The organism is Kribbella flavida DSM 17836, assembly GCF_000024345.1.
Lineage (GTDB): Bacteria > Actinomycetota > Actinomycetes > Propionibacteriales > Kribbellaceae > Kribbella > Kribbella flavida.
The window spans coordinates 2681803-2706737 of the sequence record NC_013729.1 but is presented as its reverse complement, the minus strand read 5'-3'; the positions used below and the strand labels follow the sequence as shown (position 1 = coordinate 2706737).

The following is a 24935-nucleotide window of genomic DNA, read 5'->3' as shown; positions in this document are numbered from 1 at the left end:
ATCCGCATCGGGCGCAGCGGTCAACGGCGTACCCGGCTCAACGTCAGCGGTGGCGGCAAGTGCCGTGACCGGCAGTACGGTCGTCGCAGCAGGCGGGTCGACCTCGTCGGTGGCAGAACCGGCGATCGCAGGGTCACGCTGATCGGCATCAACGACGGCGGCGGAATCGGCGGCCTCAGCCTCGTCAGTGCGGCTGATCGCGCTCAGGTCGCCGGCGTCCGTGTCAGGTACGACGGCTGTCGACGCACGCGAGGCGACGTCGGCCGTCGTGGAGACCCCGACCGCAGGGTTGGGCTCGGCTTCCGCGCTGGCGGCGGAGTCGGCGACCACGGCCTCGACCTCGTCAGTGCCGCGGGTTGCGTCCAGGTCAGCAGCGTCCGCGTCGGGTACCACGGTCGTCGCAGCAGGCGAGTTGACCTCGTCGGTGGCAGAGCCCGGCAACCGCAGGGACAGGCTGCTCGTCGTCAATGCCGGCGGCGGAATCGGTGGCCTTGGGCTCGACGGTGCTGCTCGCTGCGTCCAGGTCGGCGGAGTCCGTGCCGGGTACGGCGGGCGTCGACGCGCGCGGGTCGAGCTCGGCGGTGGGAATTTCGCCGGAGGGCTGGTCGGCAGTCTGCTTCGTCCCGGCGGAGACGTTCGAGTCGGCTGCCTCGACCTTGCCGATGTCGGCGGTTGCATCCGAGGTGCCGGTGTTCGCGGTCGTATCCGGATCGCCGACGGGTACGGCGGTGGCGTGCGGGTCGATCCCGGCGGTGATCTGCGGGTCGATCCCGGCGGTGGCGGGGTCCTCACCCGGCTGGTCAGTCTGCGCGGGTTCGGCGATGACCGCGGGGGCGGATGCGTCCTTGCCGGGGTCGACGGTTGCCGCACGGTCGGCGGCAGGGTCTGTGGGCGCGTCGACGTCCGCGGTCGAGTTGGCGGCGTCGTCGGTCGTCTGGGCAGTCGCCTTCTCTGCGGCGGCGGCATCGGCCGACTGGGGACCCGCGGTTCGGTGCGCGGTCGCTGCTTCTGGGCGGAGGTCGGCGAGCGAGGCGTCGGTGGTGTCGTCGACCGGGGTGGACGTAGCGGTCGCGTCGAGGGAGGCGGCAGCGTCCGGTGCCGGGGCGGGCTCGGTCGTCGTACCGGTGTCCGAGTCTGCGTCCGCGGTGGGCTCAGGGTCGGTGGTCGGGGGCGAGGTGGTGCTTTGGGCCGCAGCAGGCTTTTCGGTGTCGAGCGTTGTGCCGGTGTTGGTGGCTTCTGCGGCGGGTGCGGCCGTGACCTCGGCGGTGGCATCAGCGTGTGGCTCGTTGTCGGAGTCAGCGTGCGGCTGGTCGCTGACGGGTGCGGTGTTCGTGTCGAGGGTGGCAGCGGGCGCCACTGCCTCGTCGGGCATCGGGTCGGCGTGGGCGGCCGTACTGGCTTCCGAGTCGGTGACGGCGGACGCCTCCGTTGAGGTCGCCTCGGCGTGGGCGGTTGCCGGTCGGAGCGTGGCGTCGGCGGTCGACGTGTCGAGGTCGGACGCGGCCTCTTCGCTTGACGACGGCCGATTTGCCGGCGCGTCCGCGGCGAAGAGATCTCCCGGGGCACCTGCGTCGGTCGCCTGCAGCGTGGTCTGCTCGGCGGTGCGCCCCGAGGACTCCTTCGCAGCTGGCTCGTCGACGGGCCGCTCCTCGTCGGAGGCGCGGGTGCTGGTCGGCTCGGGGTCTGCGGCGACGTGATCCGCTGGCTCGAGTACGTCCAGGCCGTCGGGGGGAGTACGGCCGTCCTCGGTTGTCTCGACGGCCGCGTTCGGCGCGGGCTGCGTGGTGAGGTCGTCCGGGGAGGGGGCGGCGGGCGGCTGTACCGGGGTGACAGGCGCGTCGGCGGGTGGGCGGCCGGCGCCGAGGGTGGGGCGTTCGGGGGGTTTCGGGATGGAGTCCTTGATCTCGCGGCGCCAGGCGAGGCGGACCACCGGGAGTTCGGTGGTGCGCTCGTTGGGGTCCTCGTCGAAGGCGTCGGAGTGGTCGTCGGCGGGGGCCGCGGGCGTGGTGTCGAGGGCGCCGGCGGCGGCTTCCAGAGGATTGGCCGGGGCCTCGGAAGGGTCGCTGGAGATGTCGCCGGTGGGTGCCGACGGGATGGGCGGCAGGGAGGGAGCGTTGACGACCGGCTGACCGGGGGCGGGCTGGCCGAGGTAGGACTGGCCGCCGTACGGCTGGGGCGGCGAGGGCTGCCCAGTGGCCGGCTGAGGCGGCAAAGGCTGGCCGGTGATCGCCTGGGGCGGCAAAGGCCTGCCGGGGGCCGGCTGGGACGCGGGCGAGCCGGCCGGTGCCGGGCGCAGGAGCTTGGTCGGCTGATCGCCGGGGTCGAAGGTGCTCTCCAGCCAGCGTTGCTTCAGCAGCGGCCGAAGGATCTTGCCGCCGGGGGTGGTCGGGAACTGCTGCCGCGGCACGCCGACGACCTGCGCTGCAAGACCCAGACGATCCTGCACAGCCAGGCGGATGGACTCCGCCAAGCCGGGACGGAGCTCGGGAAGCTGGGCGTAGAAGACCGTCAGGCGGTCGGTGCCGGTGCTGGGGTCGGGGATGCCGCAGGCGGCGATCAGGCCTTCGGGGGCGCCGGGGACGGCGGCGGCGACGGCTTCGACGGCGTGGGCGTAGTGGGTCTCGCCGTTCAGCACGATGCGTTCGCTGTCCCGGCCGGTGATGACGACCTGGCCGCCGGTGATGAACGCCTGGTCGCCGGTCGCCAGCCACTTGCGGGCCGGCCAGTTGCCGGCCGGGAAGGCGGCGCGGTCGGCGTCGGGGTTGCCGAGGTAGCCCGGCGTCACCCGGGCGGAGGCGACCTGCAGCTGGCCGATCCGGCCCTCGGGCAGGACGGCGCCGTTCGGGCCGACGATGCGGACCGTCGTACCGGGTGCGGGGGCGCCGACCGAGACCAGGCTCAGGACGCCGGGAGCCTCGGCGCGCGGTTTGCCGGGGCGCGCGACCGCGACCTTGCCGGAGTTGGCGCGCTGGTCGACCCACTCGACGACGCCGGTCGAGGGAATCCGGACGCGGTGCACGTTCGGGGTGAGGCCGGGGCGGGCGAAGGTGATGCCGGTGACGGTCTCGGTCATGCCCCAGGCGGCGACAAACGTTTCCGGTACGACGCCGAAGCGGTTCGTCAGCCGGAGGAACTCGCTCATCACCGGCACGGTGATCTGCTCGCCGCCGCTGACCAGACTGCGCAGCGCGGACAGGTCCCAGTGCCGCTCGGGTTCGCCGGCGATCGCGGCGGTGACGAGCCGGTAGCCGAAGTTCGGGGCCCAGGAGTGGTTGACCCGGTACTGGTCCATCAGGTCGAGCCAGCGCAGCGGGTCGGCCTGGACCCAGTCGGTGCTGACGTGGATGTTCGTGCAGCCGGTGAAGACGGGCAGCAGGTGGTACAGCAGGAACGCGCCGCTCTGGTCGAGCGGGAGCCAGTTCAGCGTGATCTGGCCGGGGCGGACCGGCAGCATCGCGGGCGTGCCGGCGGCGAACTCGACCAGGCCGCGGTGGGTCAGCTGGATGATCTTCGGCGTACCGGTGCTGCTGCCCGAGGACATCATCAGCACGGCGACGTCGTCGGCCGCCGGGCGGTGGAAGTCCGACGTCGGCTCGTGACCGGCCAGGGCGTCCGGGTCGAGCACCGGCAGGCCGAGGTCGTCGGGTAGGTCGGTGGGCCGGCCGATCAGCACGGTCCAGCCGAGCAGGTCAGTGACCTTGCGGAGCCGCTCGCGGCCCTCCTCGGAGCGGTCGCCGGCCGGGGACGGGCCGATCAGCAGCGGGCGGATGCCGCCGAGCGTGCAGGCCCAGAACGCGGCGAAGAAGCCGACCGGCTCGGTGCAGTGCACGACCGCCGGGTCGCCGGCCCGGACACCGTTGGCGCGCAGGCCGGCCAGGATGCGGGCCGCGAGCTCGAGCAGGATCGGGAAGTCGAGGCGGGTCTCGCGGCCGTCGGGGCCGATCTCGACGACGCCGGCGGTGCCGAAGTCGCGGGCCGCCCGGAGCAGGGCGCTGGGCAGGTCGCGGGGGTAGCCGGCCGGGATCATCAGGGCCGGTCCGGTGCTGATCGCCGGCCGGTCCGCTCCGTTCCTCACCACTGCGTGCCCACCGGATCACTCTGTGCCGGAACCGCCGGCTTGAAACCAGCCCGTACGCCGGCCGTGGTTCGGCCGGCGGCCGCGTGCAGGTGAGGGAAAGCGAAGTTGTCAGAGGTCGCCGTCCACGGGCGAGCGAGCACGTCGGCGATGTCCGTGGAACCGCCGAGCTCCGGCGGGCAGGCGGGGAAGGGCTGGACAGGGTGGTCGGGGGTAGGCCGAGCACTCCGGTGGACCTCAGCGGCGCCAGCCAGTCGGCGACCCACGGACACGCGCCTCCCCAACTGGACGGAGCCGGGCTCAGGGCATACCCGTCTCGCTCTCACCGACAGAACAGGCCCCGTTGCGGCCGGGCGGAGCGACGGGGTGACCGGGCGGACCCGGTGCGTCATCGTGCCGACCGACAGCCGTGAACCCTACCAGCCACGGCGGTGCCTGGAGGAGTCCGTTACCGGCACCCGAAGGTTAAGAATCCGTCAGCGCCGGCACTGTGAACAACGAGCGTCCGGCCGCAACGATACGGCCGGCGGACCGACTGGCCAGAAGTCGCCGACCGGCGGGAAAAGGGTGGGTGCTGAGGGGATCGAACCCCCGACATCTTCCTTGTAAGGGAAGCGCTCTACCGCTGAGCTAAGCACCCGGGAGCGACGCAGTTTACCCGAGTCCGCACCCCAGTTCGGCCAGGGCCCGGGCGTAGTCGTCGGGGTCCCGCGCGTCGGCGTTCGGGTTGACCACCGACCACCGCACGACCCCGTCGGGATCGATCACGAAGGTGCCGCGCAGCGCGCAGCCGCGGTCGGCATCGAACACCCCGTACGACGAGGCGATCGCGCCGTGCGGCCAGAAGTCGCTGAGCAGCGCGAACTCCAGCCGCTCCGCCTCGGCGTACGCGCGCAGGGTGAACATCGGGTCGCAGGACACGGCCAGGAACTCGGCCGCGGCGAGCAGGTCGGGCCGGTCCCGCAGCGCACCCAGTTCACTGGTGCAGACCCGGCTGAAGGCGTACGGGTAGAACACCACGACGACCGGCCGCCGCCCCCGGAGGTCCGAGAGCCGCACCGGTTCACCGTGCTGGGTGCGTGCGGTGAAGTCCGGAGCCAGGCTGCCGACCACGGGGACGGCAGCGGGGCTCACTTCTTGACTCGTGGCGACTTCGGCATCACCAGTTTGGTCGCGGCCCAGTCGTCGGTGACAGTCAGGCTGCTGGTCGTCGACAGCCCGGCGGTCGGTGCCGCCTCGGCGATGTCGCTGGCGTCGACGTAGCCGTCCCGGCCCACCTTGGGCGTCATCAGCCACACGACGCCGCCGGCCTTGAGGTCGGTCAGGACGTCGAACAGCGCGTCCACGAGGTCGCCGTCGTCCTCCCGGAACCAGAGCAGGACGACGTCCACGACGTCATCGGTGTCGTCGCCGACGAACGGTTCGCCGGTCACTTCCTGGATGGCGTCGCGAAGGGCGTCGTCGCAGTCCTCGTCGTAGCCGAGCTCCTGCACGACCCAGCCGCTCTCCAAGCCGAGCCGGCTCGCCATGTTCGGCTCGCCGCTCTTGCCGTCCGCGTGGTCCGCGGTCGCGCTCACGTGTCCTCCTCCGTCGTCCCCGCAACCCGGGGGTAGGCGTCAGTAGCAGTAGTCCATCGTGGCCTACCGCGTCGCGCAAGTATGCACGAGGGTTCCGTGGCGTGTCCGGTATGCGCGTGCCGCAGACTGTTCGTGTCCGGTATGACCCAGCGGTCGGGACCGGAACCTGCGCCGGAAGGGACGCGAAGTAGAACGCATTCCGAACAGGTGACAGGATTACTTGGAGGACCTACTAGACAGAACGGCAGGACACCGTGGCTTCCGGACACGAACCACCAGCCATCATCACCGAGGGGATGCCGACCCAGCTCCCCGACATCGACCCCGACGAGACACGCGAGTGGGTCGAGTCGCTCGACGCCGTGCTGGACGAGCGCGGCAAGTCGCGCGCGCGTTACCTGATGCTCAAGCTGATCGAGCGGGCCCGGGAGCGGCAGGTCGGCGTCCCCGCGCTGCGGAGCACCGACTACATCAACTCGATCCCGCCCGAGCGCGAGCCGTGGTTCCCCGGTGACGAGCACATCGAACGGCGGATCCGGGCCTTCATCCGGTGGAACGCCGCGGTGATGGTGAGCAAGGCCAACCGCAAGGGCCTGGAGGTCGGCGGCCACATCGCCACCTACCAGTCCGCGGCGAGCCTGTACGAGGTCGGGTTCAACCACTTCTTCCGGGGCAAGGACCACCCGGGCGGCGGCGACCAGATCTTCATCCAGGGCCACGCCTCCCCCGGTATCTACGCGCGCGCCTTCCTCGAGGGCCGGCTGTCGGCCGACCAGCTGGACGGGTTCCGCCAGGAGGTCTCCCGCGGCCCGCAGCAGGGCCTGTCGTCGTACCCGCACCCGCGGCTGATGCCGGACTTCTGGGAGTACCCCACGGTCTCCATGGGACTGGCCGCGCTGGACTCGATCTACCAGGCCCGGTTCAACCGGTACCTGCACAACCGCGGCATCAAGGACACCTCCCAGCAGCACACCTGGGCCTTCCTCGGTGACGGCGAGATGGGTGAGCCGGAGTCGCTCGGCGCGATCGGCCTGGCCGCCCGCGAGGAGCTCGACAACCTCACGTTCGTGATCAACTGCAACCTGCAGCAGCTGGACGGCCCGGTCCGTGGCAACGGCAAGGTGATCCAGGAGCTGGAGGCGTTCTTCCGCGGCGCCGGCTGGAACGTGATCAAGGTGATCTGGGGCCGCGAGTGGGACGCGCTGCTGGCGCAGGACCACGACGGCGCGCTGGTGAACAAGATGAACACCACCCCGGACGGCCAGTTCCAGACCTACTCGGTGGAGTCCGGCGAGTACATCCGGAACAACTTCTTCGGTGGCGACCAGCGGCTGCAGGCGATGGTCCGCAACCTGTCCGACGAGGACCTGCGCAAGCTGCCCCGCGGCGGCCACGACTACCGCAAGGTGTACGCCGCGTTCAAGAGCGCCACCGAACACGTCGGCCAGCCGACGGTGATCCTGGCCCAGACCATCAAGGGCTGGACGATCGAGGCGCTGGAGGGCCGCAACGCGACCCACCAGATGAAGAAGCTGACCTCGGACGACCTGAAGCTGTTCCGCGACCGGCTCTACCTGCCGATCGAGGACAAGGACCTCGAGGACGCCTACAACCCGCCGTACTTCCACCCCGGCACCGACTCGCCGGAGTACCAGTACATGATGGAGCGGCGCCAGCAGCTCGGCGGTTTCCTGCCCGAGCGGCGGGTGGCGCCGAAGACGACGCTGAAGCTGCCTGGTGACGCCGTCTACAAGCCGCTCAGCAAGGGCAGCGAGAAGACACCGGTGGCCACCACGATGGCGCTGGTGCGGCTGTTCCGCGACCTGATGAAGGACCCGGAGATCGGGCACCGGATCGTGCCGATCGCGCCGGACGAGTACCGCACGTTCGGCATGGACTCGATGTTCCCGACGGCGAAGATCTACTCGCCGCACGGGCAGACCTACGAGTCGGTCGACCGCGAGCTGCTGCTGTCGTACAAGGAGTCCGAGAAGGGCCAGCTGCTGCACGAGGGCATCAGCGAGGCCGGTGCGATGGGCTCGATGATCGCCGCCGGTACGGCGTACGCGACGCACGGCGAGCCGATGATCCCGTTCTACATCTTCTACTCGATGTTCGGGTTCCAGCGCACCGGCGACCAGCTCTGGGCGCTGGGCGACCAGCTCGGCCGCGGCTTCCTGATCGGCGCGACCGCCGGCCGGACGACGCTGACCGGTGAGGGCCTGCAGCACGCCGACGGGCACTCGCCGCTGCTCGCCTCGACGAACCCGGCGGCCGTGCACTACGACCCGGGCTTCGCCTACGAGGTGGCGCACATCGTCAAGGACGGCCTGCGCCGGATGTACGGCTACGGGCTGGACGAGTCCGCGCCGTTCGGCGAGGACGTCTTCTACTACCTGACCGTCTACAACGAGCCGGTGCCACAGCCCGCGGAACCGGAGAACCTCGACGTCGCGGCGCTGCTCAAGGGCATGTACCTGTTCAGCGAGTACGAGACCGCCGAGGGCGACGACGTGCCGCGGGTGCAGCTGCTCGGGTCCGGCGTGGCGCTGCCGTGGGTCCGCAAGGCCCAGCAGATCCTTGCCGAGCAGTACTCGGTGGCCGCCGACATCTGGTCGGTCACCTCGTGGAACGAGCTGCGCCGCGACGCCATCGCCGCGGAGGAGTACAACCTGCTGCACCCGGACGAGGACGAGCGGGTTCCGTTCGTCACCGAGCAGCTGAAGGACACCAAGGGTCCGGTCGTCGCGGTCAGCGACTTCATGCGCGCGGTGCAGGACCAGATCTCGCGCTGGGTCCCGAACGACTACACCTCGCTCGGCACCGACGGCTGGGGCCTGGCCGACACCCGCGCCGCGGCGCGCCGGCACTTCCACGTCGACGCCGAGTCGATCGTGGTCGCCACCCTGGAGATCCTGGCCAAGCGCGGGGACGTCAAGCGCGAGGTGGCCGCCGAGGCCGCCCGCAAGTACCGCATCGACGACCCGACCGCGGTCGCCGGCGTGAAGCAGGAGGGCGCCGGCGCCTGACGCGCTGCCGCCGCACGAACGGGCCGTCCCTCTGCGGGGCGGCCCGTTCGCCGTTCCGGCCGCTGACGACCCCCGGGAAATGGTTGCTGAACCCAACCGATATCGTCGGGTGTTCTTTTATCCAGAGTCACGGGGAGTAGTCGAACGTGTCGGCACCACGACCGGACGTGGACCAGGAGCGCACCTTCTTCGGGCACCCACGCGGACTGAAAACGCTGTTCACCACCGAGTTGTGGGAGCGGTTCAGCTACTACGGGATGCGCGCGATCCTGCTGCTGTACCTGACCGACCAGGCGCACGGCCTGGGGCTGGGGCAGTCGCTCGGCGAGGCGGTGGTGTCGATCTACGGCGCCTCGGTCTACCTGTTGTCGGTGCTCGGCGGCTTGCTCGCCGACCGGGTCGTCGGCGCCCGCAAGACCGTGCTGTACGGCGGGGCGGTGATCGTCGCCGGGCACCTGTGCCTGGCACTGCCGGCCAACGGTACGGCGTACCTCGGCATCGCACTGGTTGCCGTGGGCACCGGTCTGCTCAAGCCGAACGTGTCGGCGATGGTCGGCACCCTCTACGAGGCCGGCGACGAGCGGCGCGACTCGGCGTTCTCGATCTTCTACCTGGGCATCAACCTGGGCTCGTTCAGCGCGCCGTTCGTGGTCGGCTTCCTGCGCCGCGAGTTCGGCTTCCACGTCGCCTTCGCGGCGGCCGCGGTCGGGATGACGCTGGCGCTGGTCGCGTACGTGCTCGGCCGGCGGACCCTGCACGGCCGCGGCGACACCCCGCCGAACCCGCTCACCGCCGAGGACCGCCCCACGATGCTGAAGGTCACCGGCGCGGTGGCCGCGCTGCTGCTGGCCGTCTTCGCCTGGTCGGCGTGGCGCTCCGGCGGGCTCGGCCCGAAGCCGGTGGTCGACGCGATCTCGTACCTGTGCTTCCTGGCGCCGATCGCCTACTTCACCATGCTGCTGCGCAGCCCGCTGGTGACGCCGCGGGAGCGCCGGCAGGTCCGGGCGTACATCCCGCTGTTCGTCGCGGCGATGCTGTTCTTCATGGTCTTCGAGCAGGCCGCGACCACGCTGACCACGTTCGCCGCCGACCGGACGGCGCTCGAGCTGTTCGGGCTCTCGATCTCGCCGGAGTTCTTCCAGTCGGTCAACCCGTTCACGATCATCGTGCTGGCACCGGTGTTCGCGGTGGTCTGGATCAGGCTCGGGGACCGCGGCCCGGGCATCGGCCAGAAGTTCGCGACCGGGCTGCTGCTGGCCGGCATCTCGTTCGCCGTGATGAGCGTCGCGTCGGCGGTCACCGGCGACGGCCTGGCCTCGCCGCTGTGGCTGGTCCTGGTCTACGTGATCCAGACCCTCGGTGAGCTGTTCCTGTCGCCGGTGGGCCTGGCGGCGACCACCGTGCTGGCTCCGAAGGCGTTCCTCAGCCAGATGATGGCGCTGTGGTTCCTCGCCCCGGCCGCCGGGCAGGCGATCACGGCGCAGCTGGTGCAAGCGACCGAGAACACCTCCGACACGGCGTACTTCGGTGGGCTGGCGGCGGTGACGACGGTGTTCGCGCTGGCGCTCTACTTCCTGTCGCCCTGGATCCGCCGGCACACCGATCCGCGCACCTCGAGCAGCACCGAGGTCAGCGCCAGGTGATCGCGCCCAGGCCGTAGTACTGGTTGAACCGCGGCGGCGGATCGTCGAAGAGCCGGGGCTCCACACCGTACGGCGGTTCGTCGTACGCGATCGTGCGGACCGGCCGGGCCGCGGACGACACCTCGAACTCGCACACCACCCAGGTCGCGCCCTTGTGGTCGAAGTCGTCCGGCGCGGCGACGTTCTCCCGGCAGCCGGGGATGTCGCCGCCGATCAGGGCGACGTCGGGCTGACCTCCGGTGCGCCGCAGACCGCGCAGCGAGGGCGCGACGACGCCCGACAGGTCGTTGCCGCTCTCGTTGGTGATGACGATTTGGATTCCGGTCTCCGGCGACCCGTCGGCGGGGTCGTCGCCGGTGCAACCGGACAGGCCCAGCGCGAGCAGTACGACCATCACCCCGGCCCGTCGAACCATGGCCGCGACGCTAGTGGCCGATCGCGCCCCGGGGGGCCGTGACAGCATCCTGCCGCGACGATGCTGTGCTAAGCAGACAGTTGATGCGCCAGCCAAGCGAGCGCCAGCGGCTGACGGTACTCGACGGCGCGATGCCCGCCGTCGAACAGTTCGAAATGCATGCGTTCGTCGCTGACGCCGGCCACTCGCAGGCTCCGGTGGAGCGCTTCGGCACCGAGGTCGAGAAACCACTCGTCGCTGGTGCCGGCATCGATCCAGATCGCTCGGAGCGAGCGAAGCGTCGAAGCATGAGCCGGTGCCATCCGGACCGGGTCCCAGCGCAGCCACCGCTCCCAGACGTCCGCACGCAACTGCCCCGTGTGGGGGTCGAAGGGAAGTTCCGGAGTTCCGTCAGGTCCGGGTGAGAAGCACGCCGACACCCCGAGCAGCTCGAGCAGGCGCTCGTCCTCGGGCTTGGTGAAAGCCACCCTGGTACTGAAGTCGTGCCACCAGCGGAAGATGTCGCCGTCGTAGGCTCGCAGGTGCCGCACCGCGTGCAGGAAGTGCGGGATGTACTGCGCCTCGGACAACGCATCGCCGGAGTGGGTGGCCAGCGCACCGAACAGATCCGGTCGGAGCATCGGCGTGATCATCGCGCCCAGCCCGCCACTGGACTTCCCGGCGATCGCCCGGTGCCGCCGGTCGGCGATCGTCCGGTAGCGGGTGTCGACCCAGTTCACCACCTCGTCGCACAGGTACGAGTGGTACCGCCCGGTGCCGGCCGAGTCGACGTACTGGCTGCCTCCGTACTTCGTCATCGCGTCGACGAACACCAGGATCATCGGTGGTGCCTCGCCCCGCGCGAAGATCCGGTCGATCAGTTCGGGCACCGGGCGCCGGAACGGCATCCGGTTGCGCCACAGCGGCAAGGTGCCACCGAAGCCCAGCAGCACGTACGTGACCGGGTAGCGCTGCTCCGACCCGTCGTAGCCCGGCGGCAGGTAGACCCACACCGGGCGGCGGTGCGGATCACCGAGCGGGTTGCCACGCAGCAGGGCACTGTCGATCACTTGCTGGTCCAGTCGTCCGGCGAGCTCGAAACCGGTCACATCCATCGGCGACGTCCCCTCGATTCTATGAAATCAAAGTTTTTATTATGAAATCATAGTAGTGGATCGAAGCTACGATCTGTCCATGCCGGCCCGGGACTCGATCGACCGCCACATCGCCTACTGGCGCGCGGAGGTGCCCGGCCTCGATCCCGACGTCGAAGGTGTCGTCACCCGGATGCAGATGCTGGTCCGGCACCTGCAGCGCCGGCGCACCGAGGCCCTCGGCGAACTGGGACTGCTCAGCTGGGAGTACGACATCCTCTGGCAGTTGCGCGCCGCCGGACCGCCGTACCAGGTGACGCCGACCGCTCTGGCCATCGCACTGGACACGCATCCGGCCACGCTGACCCACCGACTCGACCGACTGACCAGGGCCGGCCTGGTCGAACGGGCCCGGGACCGGGCCGACCGCCGCAGCGTGGTCGTGGTGCTCACCGACCAGGGACACCGGGCCTGGGAATCCGCAATCGGCTCGCAGGCAGACGCGGAGGGACTGCTGCTCGCCCCACTGTCCGAAAGCGAACGTCGAACTCTGGTCCGGCTGCTCCGCAAGGTGGTACTGGCAAGCGAGAAGGACGGCACGGAGCTGATGGTCGTCCCGCGATCGGTCCAGCGCCCGGAGCACTGAACCACTCGGGAGAGGGAGGCTGCTCCCTCGCGGGGGTGAGGGTCCAGCGCGTGGGACCCGACAGGCTGGAGGCATGACAGAGAACCCAGTACCACCGTGGGCGAATCGGCTCGCCCACCTCATCCCGTTCCTGGTGCTGCCGTCGGGGCTGTGGCGGCTGGGCCTGGTGGCCGGCTCCTCGATGGGCATGCTGGACGACGGGGGCCGGCCGGCGCAGCTGCACGGGTGGGGTGAGCACGTCTACATCGTCTGTCTGACGCTGTTCTCGGAAGCCGTCGCGCTGACCGCGTTCGGTTTGGTCCGCCGCTGGGGCGAGGTCGTGCCGGGCTGGATCCCCTGGCTGGGCGGCCGCCGGGTCGCGCCGTACGCCGCCATCGTGCCGGCCACCCTCGGCGGCCTCAGCCTGATCGCGATCTGGACCTACGGCTTCCGGGACGCGTTCAGCGGTGACTTCCTGCCGTTCGCCTCCGACGCCGGAGCTGCCTTGATGATCGCCTGCTACGCCCCGCTCCAGCTGTGGGGCCCGGCCTTGCTGGTGCTGACCTGGGCCTACTACCGGCGCCGGGTGACGACCGTTCAGCGCGCCCGAGGCCGCGGTTTCAGCCGGGTTCCGGGCAGCGGTGGGGCCGGCAGCGGGTCACCGACGTAGCCGGCCACGGCCGGGAACCGGTCCGAGCCGCCGGCCTCGATCGACGCCATCCACTCGGTGCGCGCGGCCACCACTTCCTCGTGCGAGCGCCCGATGAAGTTCCACCACATCACCAGCTGCTCGTCGAACGGCTCGCCGCCGAGCAGCAGGCAGCGCGCTCCCCCGGACGACGCCGCCAGCTCGATCGCGTCCCGGCCGGTCCCGAAGTACGCCATCTCCCCGAACGCCGGAGTGAGGTCACCGACGCGCAGCGACCCGTCGACCACCAGGACGGCGTACTCGAACTCCGGCGTGAGCGGAACCGTGACGGTCCGGCCGGGTTCGAGCAGCAGGTCCGCGCCGACCAGCGGGGTGTAGGCGGGCGCGGGTGAGGTGACGCCGCCGACGGTGCCGACCATCACGGTCCCGCGGGCGCCGTCGAGGTCGAGCACCGGCAGGTCGGCGTACGCACTGAAGGCCGGCGTCACCGTGTTCCGCTCCGCGTCGGGCAGCGCGACCCAGAGCTGGGCGCCGTGCAGCAGCGGCGGTGCCGACGGCAGCGTCACCTCCGAGTGGGCGATGCCCGGCCCCGAGGTCATGATGTTCAGCTCGCCGGGCCGGACCATCGCGTGCGATCCGGCCGAGTCGCGGTGCTCGATCTCGCCGGCGAACAACCAGCTCACGGTCTGCAGGCTGGTGTGCGGATGGGGTGGCACCAGCATGCCGCGCTCCCCCGGCCCGTCGTACGGGTCGACGCGCGCGGTCAGGTCGTCGGGGCCGTAGTGGTCGACGAAGCACCAGGCGCCGACATCCGGCGGTTCTTGTTCGGCAGCAACCTGCGCACCTTGGTGGTCCGGCCGAGCACCACTTCGCGCGGCGCCAGCAGCTCGAGCACCGGACCGTCGGCCTGCGACGCGCAGAGCAGTTCGGCCGGGTCCTTCTCCAGATCGCTCATTGCACGAGTATGGACTCCGACCTGTGATCGCTGGAGGAGCACCCGTGCACGACGTCCTGGACCTTCGGGACCTCGCCCCCGACGACGCCGAGCAACTGGCCGTACGACGAGCTCGACCCGGCGCTGTCCGACGCGCCGGGCGTCGCGAGCACTCCGAGCAGCGGACCTAGGAGTTGGTCCAGTCCAGCAGGGCCTGCTGGTCCCAGGTGTTGATCACCGAGTCGGGGTCGACGCCGCACTCCTCGGCGCGTTCGCAGCCGTAGACCTGCCAGTCGAGCTGGCCGGGGGCATGCGCGTCGGTGTCGATCGAGAACTGGCAGCCGGTCTCGACCGCCAGGGTCAGCAGGCGCTTGGGTGGGTCGAGGCGTTCGGGGCGGGAGTTGATCTCCACCGCGGTGCCGAACTGGCGGCAGGCCTCGAACACCACCTCGGCGTCGAAGTCGGACTCCGGCCGGGTGCCGCGGCCGCCGGTGACCAGCCGGCCCGTGCAGTGGCCGAGCACGTCGACGTGCGGGTTGGCGATCGCACGGACCATCCGCTCGGTCATCGGCTCCGAGGCCATCCGCAGCTTGGAGTGCACGCTGGCGACGACGAGGTCGAGCCGGGCCAGGATCTCGGTGTCGCAGTCCAGCGACCCGTCGTCCAGGATGTCGACCTCGATGCCGTTCAGGATGGTGAAGCCGTCCAGCTCGTCGGCCAGCTTCTTGTTGAGCTCGGCAACGACGTCGAGCTGCTGCAGCCGGCGCTCCCGGGACAGGCCGTTGGCCACCGTCAGCCGGGGCGAGTGGTCGGTCAGTGCCATGTAGCGGTGCCCGAGCCGGGCCGCCGTCCGGGCCATCTCCTCGATCGGGCTGCCGCCGTCGGACCAGTCGGAGTGCAGGTGCAGATCGGCCTTCAGCGCCGACCGCAGCGCCGTACCGGCCTTCGTCAGGTCCTCGGCGCCCTGCTCCAGCTTCACCAGGTACGCCGGGGTGGCGCCGTCCATCGCCTCGACGATCACCGCCTCGGTCTTCGGCCCGATACCCGGCAGCTCGGTCAGCGTGCCGGCCCGGCGCCGGGCCCGGACCTCGGCCGCGGGCAACGCCTCGATCGTGTCCGCCGCCCGCCGGTACGCCTTCACCCGGTGGGTCGGCTGCCGGTCGCGCTCCAGGTAGTACCCGATCGCCCGCAACGCCTCGACCGCCGCCACCACCCCAGCCTTGTCGCTCATGGACCCCATCATGGCGGGTCGGGGGGACAACCCGGGCGAGCTATGGTCGTGCCGTGGCGAAGGGTGAGCGGAACGCGCACGCGGCACGCGCCGAGCGGCTGCAGAACGCGACCGGCGCCCTGTCGACGGCGGCGATCACGGCGATGGACGAGAAGCTGCCCTGGTTCGGCAAGCTGTCGGCGCAGGACCGGTCCTGGATCGGGCTGGTGGCGCAGTCCGGCATCACCGCGTTCGTCGACTGGTTCCGCGACCCCGAGGCGCACTCGTCGATGCCGACCCGGATGTTCGGCTCGGCGCCGCGGGAGTTCACCCGGGTGATCAGCCTGCACCAGACCGTCGACCTGGTCCGGACCACGATCGAGATGATCGAGAACACCATCGGCGACCTGCTGCCGCCCGCCGACGTACCGGTGGTCCGGGAGGCGATGCAGCGCTACGCCCGCGAGGTGGCGTTCGCGGCGGCCACGGTCTACGCGCAGGCGGCCGAGATGCGCGGCGCGTGGGACGCCCGGCTGGAGGCCCTGGTGGTCGACTCGGTGATCCGCGGCGAGGCGGACGAGTCGGTCCGCTCCCGCGCCTCGGCGCTGGGCTGGACCGGTACGGCGGTGTCGGGCGCGGGAGGTTCGTCGGAGGTCGCGGTGGTGGTCGGCCGGGCCCAGCCGGCCGAGTCCGGGACGGCGAACGTGGCCGACGCGGTCCGGCACGCGGCCCGGGAAGCCGGGGCGGACGCACTCTGCGCGATGCAGGGCGACCGGCTGGTGGTGGTACTCGGGGGTACGAGCAAACCTGTCGAGATCGTACAAAAGCTGGAGCGCTGGTTCGGACCGGGACCGATCGTCGTCGGACCGGTGGTGCCGGACCTGATGGCCGCGGTCACCTCGGCCCGGGCAGCGGTCGCCGGACTGCGTGCCGCGCCCGCCTGGCCCGGTGCGCCGCGCCCGGTGCAGGCCGACGAACTGCTGCCCGAGCGGTCCCTGTCGGGTGACGGTCACGCTCGCCGGCAACTGGCCACCGAGGTGTACGGCCCGCTCACGATGGGCGACGGAGTGCTGCTCGACACGGTCGCGGCGTACCTGGACTCGGGAGGTTCGATCGAGGCCACGGCCCGGGTGATGTTCATCCATCCCAACACCGTCCGGTACCGGCTGAAGCGGGTCGGCGACCTGACCGGCTACGCGCCGGGCAACCCCCGCGACGCTTTCACACTTCGTGTCGCACTGGCCCTGGGTCGCCTGCTCAACCCGGAACCGGGTGCGCACGTTTTGTAGGTTTCCCACAAAGTCGGGGCGGTAGAATTCGTGCTGCCTTCCGGTCCGCGGACGGCCCGGCTCAGGGAGAGTTGTCACGTGCTCGTCATCGTCGCGCCCGGACAGGGCGCCCAAGCCCCAGGATTCCTCGAGCCGTGGCTGGAGGATCCCGTCTTCGAGAACCGGCTGCACTGGCTGTCCGCGGTGGCCGGTCTCGACCTCGCCCACTACGGCACCAAGGCCGACGCGGACACCATCCGCGACACCGCGATCGCCCAGCCGCTGCTGGTAGCCTCCAGCATGCTGGCCGCGCTGGCGGTGTTCCCGCACCCCGGCGACGCGTTCACCAAGATGGGCGCGCTGGCCGGCCACAGCGTCGGCGAGATCGCCGCGGCCGTCGGCGCCGGCGTGATCAGCGCCGAGCAGGCGATGGTCCTGGTCCGCGAGCGCGGCAAGGCGATGGCCGCCGCGGCCGCACAGACCGCGACCTCGATGACCGCGGTGCTCGGCGGCGACCGGGACGAGATCCTGGCCAAGCTCGAGCAGTACGGGCTGACCGCCGCCAACGACAACGGCCCCGGCCAGATCGTTGCCGCCGGCACGGTCGAGGAGCTGGCCGCGCTGGCCGCCGACCCGCCCGCGAAGACCCGGCTGGTACCGCTCTCGGTGGCCGGTGCGTTCCACACCAAGCACATGGAGCCCGCCGTCCGGACGCTGGCCGGCTACGCCCGCTCGATCACCACGCACGACCCGCGCAGCCGGCTGATCTCGAACCGGGACGGCCAGATCGTGCACGACGGCCGCGACGTGCTGCAGCGGCTCGTGCAGCAGGTCAACGCGCCGGTCCGCTGGGACCTGTGCATGCAGACGATGGCCGACCTGCAGGTCACCGGCATCCTGGAGATGACCCCGGCCGGCACCCTGACCGGGATCGCCAAGCGCGTGCTCAAAGGCGTCGAGACGTTCGCCCTGAAGACGCCGGACCAGCTGGACGACGCCCGCGCGTTCGTCGACAAGCACGGCAGCCCCTCGGAGATCGACGCCTCGCCGACCTGGCGGCTGCTGGTCGCGCCGATGAAGGGCACGTTCACCCGCGAGTCCCAGGTCACCCGTGAACCGGGTGACACCGTAGAAGCCGGTGAGGTGGTGGCGACCGTGAAGAGTCTGCGCGACGAGCTGGAGGTGCGCGCCCCGCACGGCGGCATCGTGGTGGAGTGGCTGGTCGAGGAAGGTGACCCGGTCGCGCCGGGGCAGCCCCTGGTCCGCCTGCACCCGAGCGCGGTGAACTGATGAGCGCCCCGATCAGCACGTCCACCGGCGCCGAGCACGCCGCCGTTCTCGGGCTCGGCTCCTACCGCCCCCGCCGGGTCGTGCCGAACTCGGAGATCCTCGAGCACATCGACTCCAGCGACGAGTGGATCCAGACCCGCTCCGGGATCAAGGAGCGGCGCTGGGCCGAGGCCGACGAGACCGTGCTGATGATGTCGACCGAGGCCGCCAAGGAGGCGCTGGCCGACGCCGGCGTCGACCCGGCCCAGATCGGCTGCGTCGTCGTCGCCACCGTCACGCACCTCTACCAGACCCCCGCGATCGCGACCCAGATCGCCGTCGCGGTCGGCGCGCCGACGGCCGCCGCCTTCGACATCTCGGCCGCCTGCGCCGGCTTCTGCTACGGCATCGCGCTGGCCAACGACCTGGTCCGCGGCGGCAGCGCGAAGTACGTGCTGGTGATCGGCGTCGAGCGGCTCAGCGACATCACCGACCGGACCGACCGCGGTACGGCGTTCATCTTCGCCGACGGCGCCGGCGCGGCCGTGGTCGGCCCGTCCGACGAGGCCGGCATCGGCCCGGTCGTGTGGGGCTCGGACGGCACCCAGCACCACGTGATCAGCCAGAAGGAGTCCTGGCAGGAGGCGTCCGGCAGCTACCAGTGGCCGCACCTCACGATGGACGGCAACCCGGTGTTCCGCTGGGCGTCGTTCGAGATGGCCAAGACCGCGCAGCAGGCGCTGGACGTGGCCGGCGTGAAGGCCGAGGACCTGGACCTGTTCGTGCCGCACCAGGCGAACATGCGGATCACCGACGCGATGCGGCGCACGCTGAAGCTGCCCGACCACGTCACGGTGGCCCGCGACATCGAGCGGCAGGGCAACACCTCGGCCGCCTCCGTCCCGCTCGCGATCAGTACGCTGCGCGAGAACGGCGAGGCGAAAAGCGGCGACCTGGCCCTGATCATCGGCTTCGGCGCGGGCCTGGTCTTCGCCGCCCAGGTGATTCGCCTGCCGTGACGAAGACGTCCGGGACGGCTCAGGTGGCCGGCCCGGCACACAGGTACGACACCGGAAATCCGAAAGGGAACAAACACTGATGGCCAGCACCGAAGAGATCCGCTCCAGCCTCGCCGAGATCGTCAACGAGATCGCGGGCATCCCGGTCGAGGACGTCCAGCTGGACAAGTCCTTCACCGACGACCTCGACGTCGACTCGCTCTCCATGGTGGAGGTCGTGGTGGCCGCCGAGGAGAAGTTCAGCGTGAAGATCCCCGACGACGAGGTCAAGAACCTGAAGACCGTCGGCGACGCGGTCGCGTTCATCGAGCGCGCCCAGAACGGCTGATCGAGTCCTCTCGATCGTGCTGGCAGCCGTGCGCTCACCGGGCCACCCGCCCGGTGAGCACCGGCCGCGGGCCGATCGCCCGTTGTCCCGAACCCGCTGCACCGCCGAAGGATTGAGGTAACCATGTCGAAGACCCGAGTCGTGATCACCGGGCTCGGAGCGACGACCCCGGTCGGGGGCGACGTCGCCAGCACCTGGGAGGCGCTGCTGGCCGGCCGGTCCGGCGCCAAGCTGCTGACCGCGGACTGGGTGGAGGAGCTGCCGGTCAAGATCGCCGCGCCGGCCGCCGTCGAGCCCACCGAGATCATCGAGCGGGTCAAGGCCCGGCGGCTGGACCGCAACGCGCAGTTCGCGGTGGTCGCCGCCCGGGAGGCCTGGGCCGACTCCGGTCTGGCCGACGTCGAGCTGGACAAGACGCGCCTCGGTGTCTCGATCGCCACCGGCATCGGCGGCCTGCTCACCACGCTGACCAACTACGACGCGCTGCGCAACGGGCCGCGCCGGGTCTCGCCGCTGGCGATCCCGATGCTGATGCCGAACTCGGCCGCCGCCAACGTCGGTCTCGAGCTCGGCGCCCTGGCCGGTGTCCGCACCCCGGTGTCGGCCTGCGCCTCCAGCAACGACGCGATCGCGCTGGCCGCCGACCAGCTGCAGCTCGGCCGCGCCGACATCGTCGTCGCCGGCGGCGCGGAGGGGTCGATCGCCGGCCTGCCGCTGGCCGCCTTCGGCCAGATGATGGCGCTGAGCCGGCGCAACGACGAGCCCGAGCGGGCCTCCCGGCCGTGGGACGCCGACCGGGACGGCTTCCTGCTCGGCGAGGGTGCCGGCATCCTGGTGCTGGAGACCTACGAGCACGCGGTCGCCCGCGGCGCCAAGATCTACGCCGAACTGGCCGGCTCGGGCATCACCGCCGACGGCCACGACATCGTGCAGCCCGACCCGGCCGGTTCCGGCGCGGAGCGGGCGATGCTGATGGCGCTGCAGGAGGGCGACCTGGCCGCCGACGACATCGTGCACATCAACGCGCACGCCACCTCGACCCCGGCCGGTGACGTCGCCGAGTCGGTGGCGATCCGCAAGGCGCTGGGAAGCGCCGCCGACCGGGCGGTCGCGACCGCGCCGAAGTCGATGTTCGGGCACCTGCTCGGCGCGGCCGGTGCGGTCGAGTCCATCGCGACCGTGCTCGCGCTGCACCACCGGGTGGTTCCGCCCACCATCAACCTGGACAAGCAGGACGACGCCGTCGAGCTCGACATCGCCACCGAGCAGCGCAAGCTGGGTGACGGGGACCTGGCCGCGCTGAACAACTCCTTCGGCTTCGGCGGCCACAACGTCGCCCTGGCCTTCAAGACGGTGTGACGACTCGCTCGTCAGCCCTTCGGCCGGCCCGGGTCTTCCTGGGCCGGCCCACATCCCCGGCTCGCCACCCGGCCGGCGTTGTTTCCTCCGAGCACCGGGAGATGCCATGACCACCGCCCCCGTGAAACCGGCCAAACTGCCGCGCGAGCAGGACCCGCGTAACCCGGTCGCCCGGCTGACGGCCCTGCTCGACCCGGGTTCGCTCGACCTGATCACCCCGGACGACCTGTCCGGCATGCTCGCGGTCCGCGGCACGATCTCCGGTGCGCCGGTGGTCGCGTTCTGCTCCGACGCCACCGTGATGGGCGGCGCGATGGGCGACGCGGGCTGCGACGTGGTCGTGACGGCGTACCAGGTGGCGCGGCAGGAGGAACTGCCGATCATCGGGTTGTGGCACTCCGGCGGCGCCCGGCTGGCCGAGGGCGTGCTCAGCCTGCACGCGGTCGGCAAGATCTTCTTCGAGATGACCCAGGCCTCGGGCAAGATCCCGCAGATCTCGGTGGTGCTCGGCCCGGCCGCCGGCGGCGCGGCGTACGGGCCGGCGCTGACCGACGTGGTGGTGCTCGGGCCGGAGGGCCGGATCTTCGTCACCGGCCCGGACGTCGTTCGCTCGGTCACCGGCGAGGACGTCGACATGCTGCGGCTGGGCGGTCCCGAGCCGCACGGCCGGCGGTCCGGGGTCGTGCACATCACCACCGACTCCGAGGCGGCCGCGATCGAGCAGGCCCGCCGGCTGGCCGACCTGTTCGCGAACCAGGGCGAGGTGTCCGGCGACGTCCCGGACACCGACCTGTCCGGCCTGCTGCCGGAGTCGGCCAAGCGCGCGTACGACGTCCATCCGCTGGTCGGCGGCGTGCTCGACGAGGACTCCGGCGTCGAGCTGCACCAGCGGTGGGCGCCGAACATCGTCACCACGCTCGGCCGGCTCGGCGGGCGCACGGTCGGCGTGATCGCCAACAACCCGTTGCGGCTGGGCGGCTGCCTGGACGCGCTGAGCGCGGAGAAGGCGGCCCGGTTCGTCCGGATGTGCGACGCGTTCGGCGTCCCGATGGTCGTGCTGGTCGACGTCCCGGGCTACCTGCCGGGGGTCGGCCAGGAGTGGGACGGCGTCGTCCGCCGGGGTGCCAAGCTGCTGCACGCGTTCGCGGAGTCCGTCGTACCGCGGGTCACGCTGGTCACCCGCAAGACCTACGGCGGCGCCTACATCGCGATGAACGCGCGCTCGCTCGGCGCGACCCGGGTGTTCGCCTGGCCGCGGGCCGAGGTGGCGGTGATGGGCGCGGTGGCCGCGATCCGGATCCTGCACCGGCGCAAGCTGGCCGAGGTCCCGGTGGAGCTGCGGCCGCAGGTCGAGGCCGAGCTGGCCGCCGAGCACGAGAAGATCGCCGGTGGCATCGAGCGGGCCCGCGAGATCGGCGTTGTCGACGAGGTCGTCGAGCCGGCCAAGACGCGCTCGGCCCTGGCCGCCGCGATCGCCGCCGCGGAGTCCACCGGCCGGGTCCGCGGCCGGCACGGCAACATCCCGCTCTGAGCTCCCCGCAGCAGAAAGGGCGCGAACCCGAGGGGTTCGCGCCCTTTCACGTGGTGCGGCCGCTGTTTGCGACAACCGGGGGTGTCCCGACACCCGGTGGCCCAGCGGCCACGGCCTGGTCCGCAGCCGGTGGCTGCGGAAGTTCTGGGTCCAGCATGGAGCAAACCGCCGCCGAAAGCTCCTGCCTTCAGGGCATTCTTGCCAAGTTCTCAGGTTTGTCGAGCGGTTGATTCACTGGTCAGACCACCTGGTGCAGCCAGCGGACCGGAGCACCGTCACCCGCGTAGCGAAAGGGCTCGAGCTCGTCGTCCCACGGCCGGCCGAGCAACCGCTCCACCTCCTCGCTCAGATCCGCCTCGCCGCTGGCGGCCTTGAGCATCGCGGCCTTCAGCCGGTCCTCGGGCACCATGATGTCGCCGTGCACCCCGGTCGTCGCGTGGAACACCCCGAGCGTCGGCGTGAACGAGTAGCGCTCACCCTCGACGCCGTTGCTGGGTTCCTCGGTGACCTCGAACCGCAGCTTCTGCCATCCGCGCAGGGCCGACGCCAGCTTCGCCGCCGTGCCGGCTTCCGCCTGCCACGACAGCTCGGCCCGGTACGTGCCCTGGGCCGCCGGTTGTGGCGTCCAGTCCAGCTTCACAGGCACGCCAAGGATGCCGCCCGCTGCCCACTCGACATGCGGGCACAGCGCTGACGGCACCGTGTGGACGTACAAAACGCCACGAGTCGTCGCCACCAGGACCTCCTTGTGCTCGAGCTGCGCCTTCCCCAGCGTTCTCGAACACGGTCTCGAAAGTCCCGGACAGCGAGACCCATCTTGCACCACCGGCCCCGCTGACACCAGCCACCTCGCCGTGTCAACTACATCACCGTCGTGTCGCAATCCGGCACCGATCGGTCCGAAACCCCACCAGGGCAAGCGTGAACACGGACCGCGGACCGCGAACAGGTCGTGCCTTGTTCACGGTCCCGGTGAGGTGGTCGCGGCCGTCAGACCGCCGTACGCGGCGTCCTACGGGAAGCGGGTGGCCATCGCGACGCAGGCTCCGGCGGCGCCGAGCGTGAAGAGCATCGCGATTCCGGCGAACCGCGACGTGACCTCCTTGTCGACCTTGTCGTAGCCGACCGAGGAGCCGATGTCCTTGTAGACGTCCTCCAGCTCGCCGGCCGACTCCGCCGTGTAGGCCTCGCCGCCGGTGATCTCGGCGACGCTGCGCAGCTCGGCGCGGTCCGGGGGAACCCGCTGCCGGATCCCGTCCATCTCGATGAAGCCGGAGTCGGTGCCGAAGGTGATCGTGTAGATCGGGGTGTTCTTCTCCTTCGCCGCCTGGGCGCCTTCCTGCGCGGTCCGGCCGACGGTGCGCTTGCCGTCGGACAGCAGCACGATGCGCGCCGGGGCCGGGTCGTTCGGGTGCTCCGGGTCCGGCGGAACCTGAGTCAGCGCCTGCAGTGAGGTGAAAATGCCCTCACCGGTCGCGGTCGACTCGGCCAGCTCCAGCCCGTCGATCGAGCGCTGCACGGTGGCCCGGTCGGTGGTCGGCGGCACGATGATCGACGCGGTCCCGGCGAAGTTCACCAGCGCCACGTTGAACTTCGACGGCAGCTGGTTGACGAAGTTCTTCGCCGACTTCTTCGCCGCCTCCAGCCGGTTCGGGTCGACGTCAGTGGCCATCATCGACAGCGAGACGTCGATCGCGACCACGATCGTGGCCCGTTCCCGCGGCACCTTGACCTCGTCCTTGGGCTGCGCGAACGCGACGATGCAGGTCGCCGCGGCGAGCAGCGCCAGCGCGACGGCGACGTGCCGGCGCCACTGCGGCCGGCGGGGCGCCACCCGGTCGAGCAGCGCGATGTTGGTGAAGCGCAGCGCGTACTGCGCGCGCCGGTGCTGCAGGTAGATGTACGCCGCGACCACCAACGGGATCAGCAGCAGGAACCAGAGTCGGGCCGGAGACAGGAACTCCATCAGCGAGCCACTCCCTTCGGCGGTTGGTGCAGGCGCGGTGCGACTCGCTTGTAGGCGAGCACGAACCGCACGGTGTCGGCGACCCAGTCACGGTCGGTCCGCAGAACCAGGTGTCCGGCTCCCACCCTACGCAGGGCGGTCCTGGTGCGTTCCCGCTGTGCGAGTGCCGCCGCGGCGTACTCCTGGCGGACCCGGCGTTTGCGGGTGTCGATCTCACGGACCGCACCGGTCTCCGGGTCGCCGATCATCACCACACCGATGTTCGGCAGCTCGAGCTCGCGGGGGTCGACGATCTCCACCGCGAGCACCTGGTGCTGCGCGGTCAGCTTGCGCATCGCGCGCTCCCACGACGGTTCCATCCGGGCGTCGATCTCGCCGTCTTCGGGGGTGAGGAAGTCGGACACCACCACGCGCAGGCCGCGCTTGCGCTGCGTCCGGGCCATCGACTCCAGTGCGCCGGCCAGGTCGCTGCGGGCCTTGTGCTCGCCGTGGTCCTTCTCGGCGAGCAACGCCCGGAGCAGCCCGTACAGCGCGAGCCGCCCGGAGCGGGCCGGCCAGCGTCGCAGCGTCGAGTCGCGCAGCATCAGCCCACCGAACCGGTCGCCGAGCCGATGGGTCAGGAAGCCGACCGTGGCGACGGCGGCGACCGCCAGCTCGCGCTTCTCCAGCTGCGAGGTGCCGAAGTCCATCGAGGCGGACAGGTCGACCAGGGCCCAGGTCTCCAGCTCGCGGTCCGCGATCAGGTCGCGCACGTGCGGCATCGTCGTCCGGGCAGTGACGGCCCAGTCCATCCGCCGGACGTCGTCGCCCACCTGGTACTCCCGCGCCTCGGCCAGCTCGGTGCCGGGCCCGGGCAGCAGGCCGAGGTGCTCGCCGTGCAGGTACCCCTCCAGCCGCCGTACGACGGTCAGCTCGAGCCGCCGCAGCGCGCGTTCGGGAGCGAGCTGCGAGATCGTCATCGCAAC

General features: G+C 71.1%; 22 protein-coding genes and 1 tRNA gene. 11 read left to right on the top strand and 12 right to left on the bottom strand.

The genetic code is table 11. The features are described from left to right. Positions 1-367: 367 nt before the first annotated feature. The 4 genes from KFLA_RS12765 to KFLA_RS12750 all read right to left on the bottom strand — a co-directional run bounded on the left by KFLA_RS12765 (position 368) and on the right by KFLA_RS12750 (position 5652). A complete protein-coding gene (locus tag KFLA_RS12765; RefSeq protein WP_148256625.1) occupies positions 368-4075 on the bottom strand; it encodes an AMP-binding protein in 3708 nt (1235 codons plus the stop codon). 568 nt (positions 4076-4643) lie between these two features. Next, positions 4644-4715 (bottom strand) — tRNA-Val (locus KFLA_RS12760). A gap of 14 nt (positions 4716-4729) precedes the next feature. After that, the gene (locus KFLA_RS12755; RefSeq protein WP_012920203.1) at positions 4730-5209 is read right to left on the bottom strand and encodes a peroxiredoxin; all 480 of its coding nucleotides are present in this window, start codon (positions 5207-5209) and stop codon (positions 4730-4732) included. Continuing rightward, positions 5206-5652: a DUF3052 domain-containing protein gene (locus tag KFLA_RS12750; RefSeq protein ID WP_012920202.1), complete on the bottom strand. Its 447-nt coding sequence runs from the start codon at positions 5650-5652 to the stop codon at positions 5206-5208. Before KFLA_RS12750 ends, KFLA_RS12755 begins: the two co-directional genes overlap by 4 nt. Before the next feature lie 296 nt (positions 5653-5948). Here KFLA_RS12750 and aceE point away from each other — a divergent pair, with 296 nt between their 5' ends. Continuing rightward, a complete protein-coding gene (gene aceE / locus KFLA_RS12745; protein ID WP_237706857.1) occupies positions 5949-8681 on the top strand; it encodes a pyruvate dehydrogenase (acetyl-transferring), homodimeric type in 2733 nt (910 codons plus the stop codon). A 146-nt stretch (positions 8682-8827) separates the two neighbouring features. Further along, positions 8828-10324, top strand: a complete 1497-nt coding sequence (locus tag KFLA_RS12740) for a peptide MFS transporter (RefSeq protein WP_012920200.1) — start codon at positions 8828-8830, stop codon at positions 10322-10324. Here KFLA_RS12740 and KFLA_RS12735 read toward each other — a convergent pair. Both KFLA_RS12735 and KFLA_RS12730 read right to left on the bottom strand, forming a co-directional pair. Beyond that, positions 10311-10739 carry a hypothetical protein gene (locus tag KFLA_RS12735; RefSeq protein WP_012920199.1) on the bottom strand — a complete coding sequence of 143 codons (429 nt, stop codon included), beginning with the start codon at positions 10737-10739 and terminating at the stop codon, positions 10311-10313. The genes KFLA_RS12740 and KFLA_RS12735 overlap by 14 nt on opposite strands. A 68-nt stretch (positions 10740-10807) precedes the next feature. Further along, on the bottom strand, positions 10808-11833 hold the full coding sequence (locus KFLA_RS12730; RefSeq protein WP_012920198.1) for an alpha/beta hydrolase-fold protein: 1026 nt from the start codon (positions 11831-11833) through the stop codon (positions 10808-10810). A gap of 79 nt (positions 11834-11912) precedes the next feature. Between KFLA_RS12730 and KFLA_RS12725 the strand changes: the two genes are divergently transcribed. Together KFLA_RS12725 and KFLA_RS12720 are read left to right on the top strand one after the other, a co-directional pair. Next, positions 11913-12458 carry a MarR family winged helix-turn-helix transcriptional regulator gene (locus tag KFLA_RS12725; protein ID WP_012920197.1) on the top strand — a complete coding sequence of 182 codons (546 nt, stop codon included), beginning with the start codon at positions 11913-11915 and terminating at the stop codon, positions 12456-12458. Between the two features lie 73 nt (positions 12459-12531). Further along, entirely contained in the window at positions 12532-13107 is a 576-nt protein-coding gene (locus tag KFLA_RS12720) for a hypothetical protein (protein ID WP_012920196.1), read from the top strand. On the opposite strand, the gene KFLA_RS12715 is transcribed toward KFLA_RS12720, so the two are convergent. Both KFLA_RS12715 and KFLA_RS38805 read right to left on the bottom strand, forming a co-directional pair. Next, positions 13035-13853, bottom strand: a complete 819-nt coding sequence (locus KFLA_RS12715) for a pirin family protein (protein WP_237706856.1) — start codon at positions 13851-13853, stop codon at positions 13035-13037. The two genes, KFLA_RS12720 and KFLA_RS12715, sit on opposite strands and share 73 nt — an antisense overlap. Beyond that, the gene (locus KFLA_RS38805; RefSeq protein ID WP_237706788.1) at positions 13850-14041 is read right to left on the bottom strand and encodes a hypothetical protein; all 192 of its coding nucleotides are present in this window, start codon (positions 14039-14041) and stop codon (positions 13850-13852) included. Before KFLA_RS38805 ends, KFLA_RS12715 begins: the two co-directional genes overlap by 4 nt. Positions 14042-14085: 44 nt before the next feature. On the opposite strand from KFLA_RS38805, the gene KFLA_RS39310 reads away from it, so the two are divergent. Next, the gene (locus KFLA_RS39310) at positions 14086-14211 is read left to right on the top strand and encodes a hypothetical protein (protein WP_272941296.1); all 126 of its coding nucleotides are present in this window, start codon (positions 14086-14088) and stop codon (positions 14209-14211) included. On the opposite strand, the gene KFLA_RS12710 is transcribed toward KFLA_RS39310, so the two are convergent. Then, entirely contained in the window at positions 14208-15251 is a 1044-nt protein-coding gene (locus tag KFLA_RS12710; protein WP_041289298.1) for a PHP domain-containing protein, read from the bottom strand. The two genes, KFLA_RS39310 and KFLA_RS12710, sit on opposite strands and share 4 nt — an antisense overlap. A 53-nt stretch (positions 15252-15304) precedes the next feature. Between KFLA_RS12710 and KFLA_RS12705 the strand changes: the two genes are divergently transcribed. The 6 genes from KFLA_RS12705 (at position 15305) to KFLA_RS12680 (ending at position 22004) form a co-directional block, all read left to right on the top strand. After that, complete coding sequence (locus tag KFLA_RS12705) at positions 15305-16519, top strand: PucR family transcriptional regulator (protein ID WP_012920194.1); 1215 nt, start codon at positions 15305-15307, stop codon at positions 16517-16519. A gap of 78 nt (positions 16520-16597) precedes the next feature. Beyond that, a complete protein-coding gene (locus tag KFLA_RS12700; protein ID WP_012920193.1) occupies positions 16598-17788 on the top strand; it encodes an acyltransferase domain-containing protein in 1191 nt (396 codons plus the stop codon). Then, positions 17788-18786 carry a beta-ketoacyl-ACP synthase III gene (locus tag KFLA_RS12695; RefSeq protein ID WP_012920192.1) on the top strand — a complete coding sequence of 333 codons (999 nt, stop codon included), beginning with the start codon at positions 17788-17790 and terminating at the stop codon, positions 18784-18786. Before KFLA_RS12700 ends, KFLA_RS12695 begins: the two co-directional genes overlap by 1 nt. A gap of 79 nt (positions 18787-18865) precedes the next feature. Further along, positions 18866-19114 carry an acyl carrier protein gene (locus tag KFLA_RS12690; RefSeq protein ID WP_012920191.1) on the top strand — a complete coding sequence of 83 codons (249 nt, stop codon included), beginning with the start codon at positions 18866-18868 and terminating at the stop codon, positions 19112-19114. Positions 19115-19237: 123 nt separating this feature from the next. Further along, a complete protein-coding gene (locus tag KFLA_RS12685) occupies positions 19238-20473 on the top strand; it encodes a beta-ketoacyl-[acyl-carrier-protein] synthase family protein (RefSeq protein ID WP_012920190.1) in 1236 nt (411 codons plus the stop codon). A 106-nt stretch (positions 20474-20579) separates the two neighbouring features. Then, positions 20580-22004, top strand: a complete 1425-nt coding sequence (locus KFLA_RS12680) for an acyl-CoA carboxylase subunit beta (RefSeq protein WP_012920189.1) — start codon at positions 20580-20582, stop codon at positions 22002-22004. Between the two features lie 238 nt (positions 22005-22242). Here the strand turns inward: KFLA_RS12680 and KFLA_RS12675 are convergent, their stop codons facing one another. The 3 genes from KFLA_RS12675 to KFLA_RS12665 form a co-directional block, all read right to left on the bottom strand. Continuing rightward, positions 22243-22740 (bottom strand): DUF3145 domain-containing protein, encoded by a 498-nt coding sequence (locus KFLA_RS12675; protein ID WP_012920188.1) that lies wholly within the window; start codon positions 22738-22740, stop codon positions 22243-22245. 276 nt (positions 22741-23016) lie between these two features. After that, entirely contained in the window at positions 23017-23970 is a 954-nt protein-coding gene (locus KFLA_RS12670; protein ID WP_012920187.1) for a VWA domain-containing protein, read from the bottom strand. Next, positions 23970-24929 (bottom strand): DUF58 domain-containing protein, encoded by a 960-nt coding sequence (locus KFLA_RS12665; protein ID WP_012920186.1) that lies wholly within the window; start codon positions 24927-24929, stop codon positions 23970-23972. The genes KFLA_RS12670 and KFLA_RS12665 overlap by 1 nt, the downstream gene beginning before the upstream one ends. Between the last annotated feature and the right edge of the window lie 6 nt (positions 24930-24935).

Coding starts and splice junctions, on each gene's coding strand:
- KFLA_RS12685 (WP_012920190.1), top strand. CDS start 19,238: ATGTCGAAGACCCGAGTCGTGATCACCGGGCTCGGAGCGACGACCCCG.
- KFLA_RS12695 (WP_012920192.1), top strand. CDS start 17,788: ATGAGCGCCCCGATCAGCACGTCCACCGGCGCCGAGCACGCCGCCGTT.
- KFLA_RS12720 (WP_012920196.1), top strand. CDS start 12,532: ATGACAGAGAACCCAGTACCACCGTGGGCGAATCGGCTCGCCCACCTC.
- KFLA_RS12730 (WP_012920198.1), bottom strand. CDS start 11,833: ATGGATGTGACCGGTTTCGAGCTCGCCGGACGACTGGACCAGCAAGTG.
- KFLA_RS12665 (WP_012920186.1), bottom strand. CDS start 24,929: ATGACGATCTCGCAGCTCGCTCCCGAACGCGCGCTGCGGCGGCTCGAG.
- KFLA_RS38805 (WP_237706788.1), bottom strand. CDS start 14,041: ATGAGCGATCTGGAGAAGGACCCGGCCGAACTGCTCTGCGCGTCGCAG.
- KFLA_RS12690 (WP_012920191.1), top strand. CDS start 18,866: ATGGCCAGCACCGAAGAGATCCGCTCCAGCCTCGCCGAGATCGTCAAC.
- KFLA_RS12670 (WP_012920187.1), bottom strand. CDS start 23,970: ATGGAGTTCCTGTCTCCGGCCCGACTCTGGTTCCTGCTGCTGATCCCG.
- KFLA_RS12735 (WP_012920199.1), bottom strand. CDS start 10,739: ATGGTTCGACGGGCCGGGGTGATGGTCGTACTGCTCGCGCTGGGCCTG.
- KFLA_RS12725 (WP_012920197.1), top strand. CDS start 11,913: ATGCCGGCCCGGGACTCGATCGACCGCCACATCGCCTACTGGCGCGCG.
- KFLA_RS12710 (WP_041289298.1), bottom strand. CDS start 15,251: ATGAGCGACAAGGCTGGGGTGGTGGCGGCGGTCGAGGCGTTGCGGGCG.
- KFLA_RS12680 (WP_012920189.1), top strand. CDS start 20,580: ATGACCACCGCCCCCGTGAAACCGGCCAAACTGCCGCGCGAGCAGGAC.
- aceE (WP_237706857.1), top strand. CDS start 5,949: ATGCCGACCCAGCTCCCCGACATCGACCCCGACGAGACACGCGAGTGG.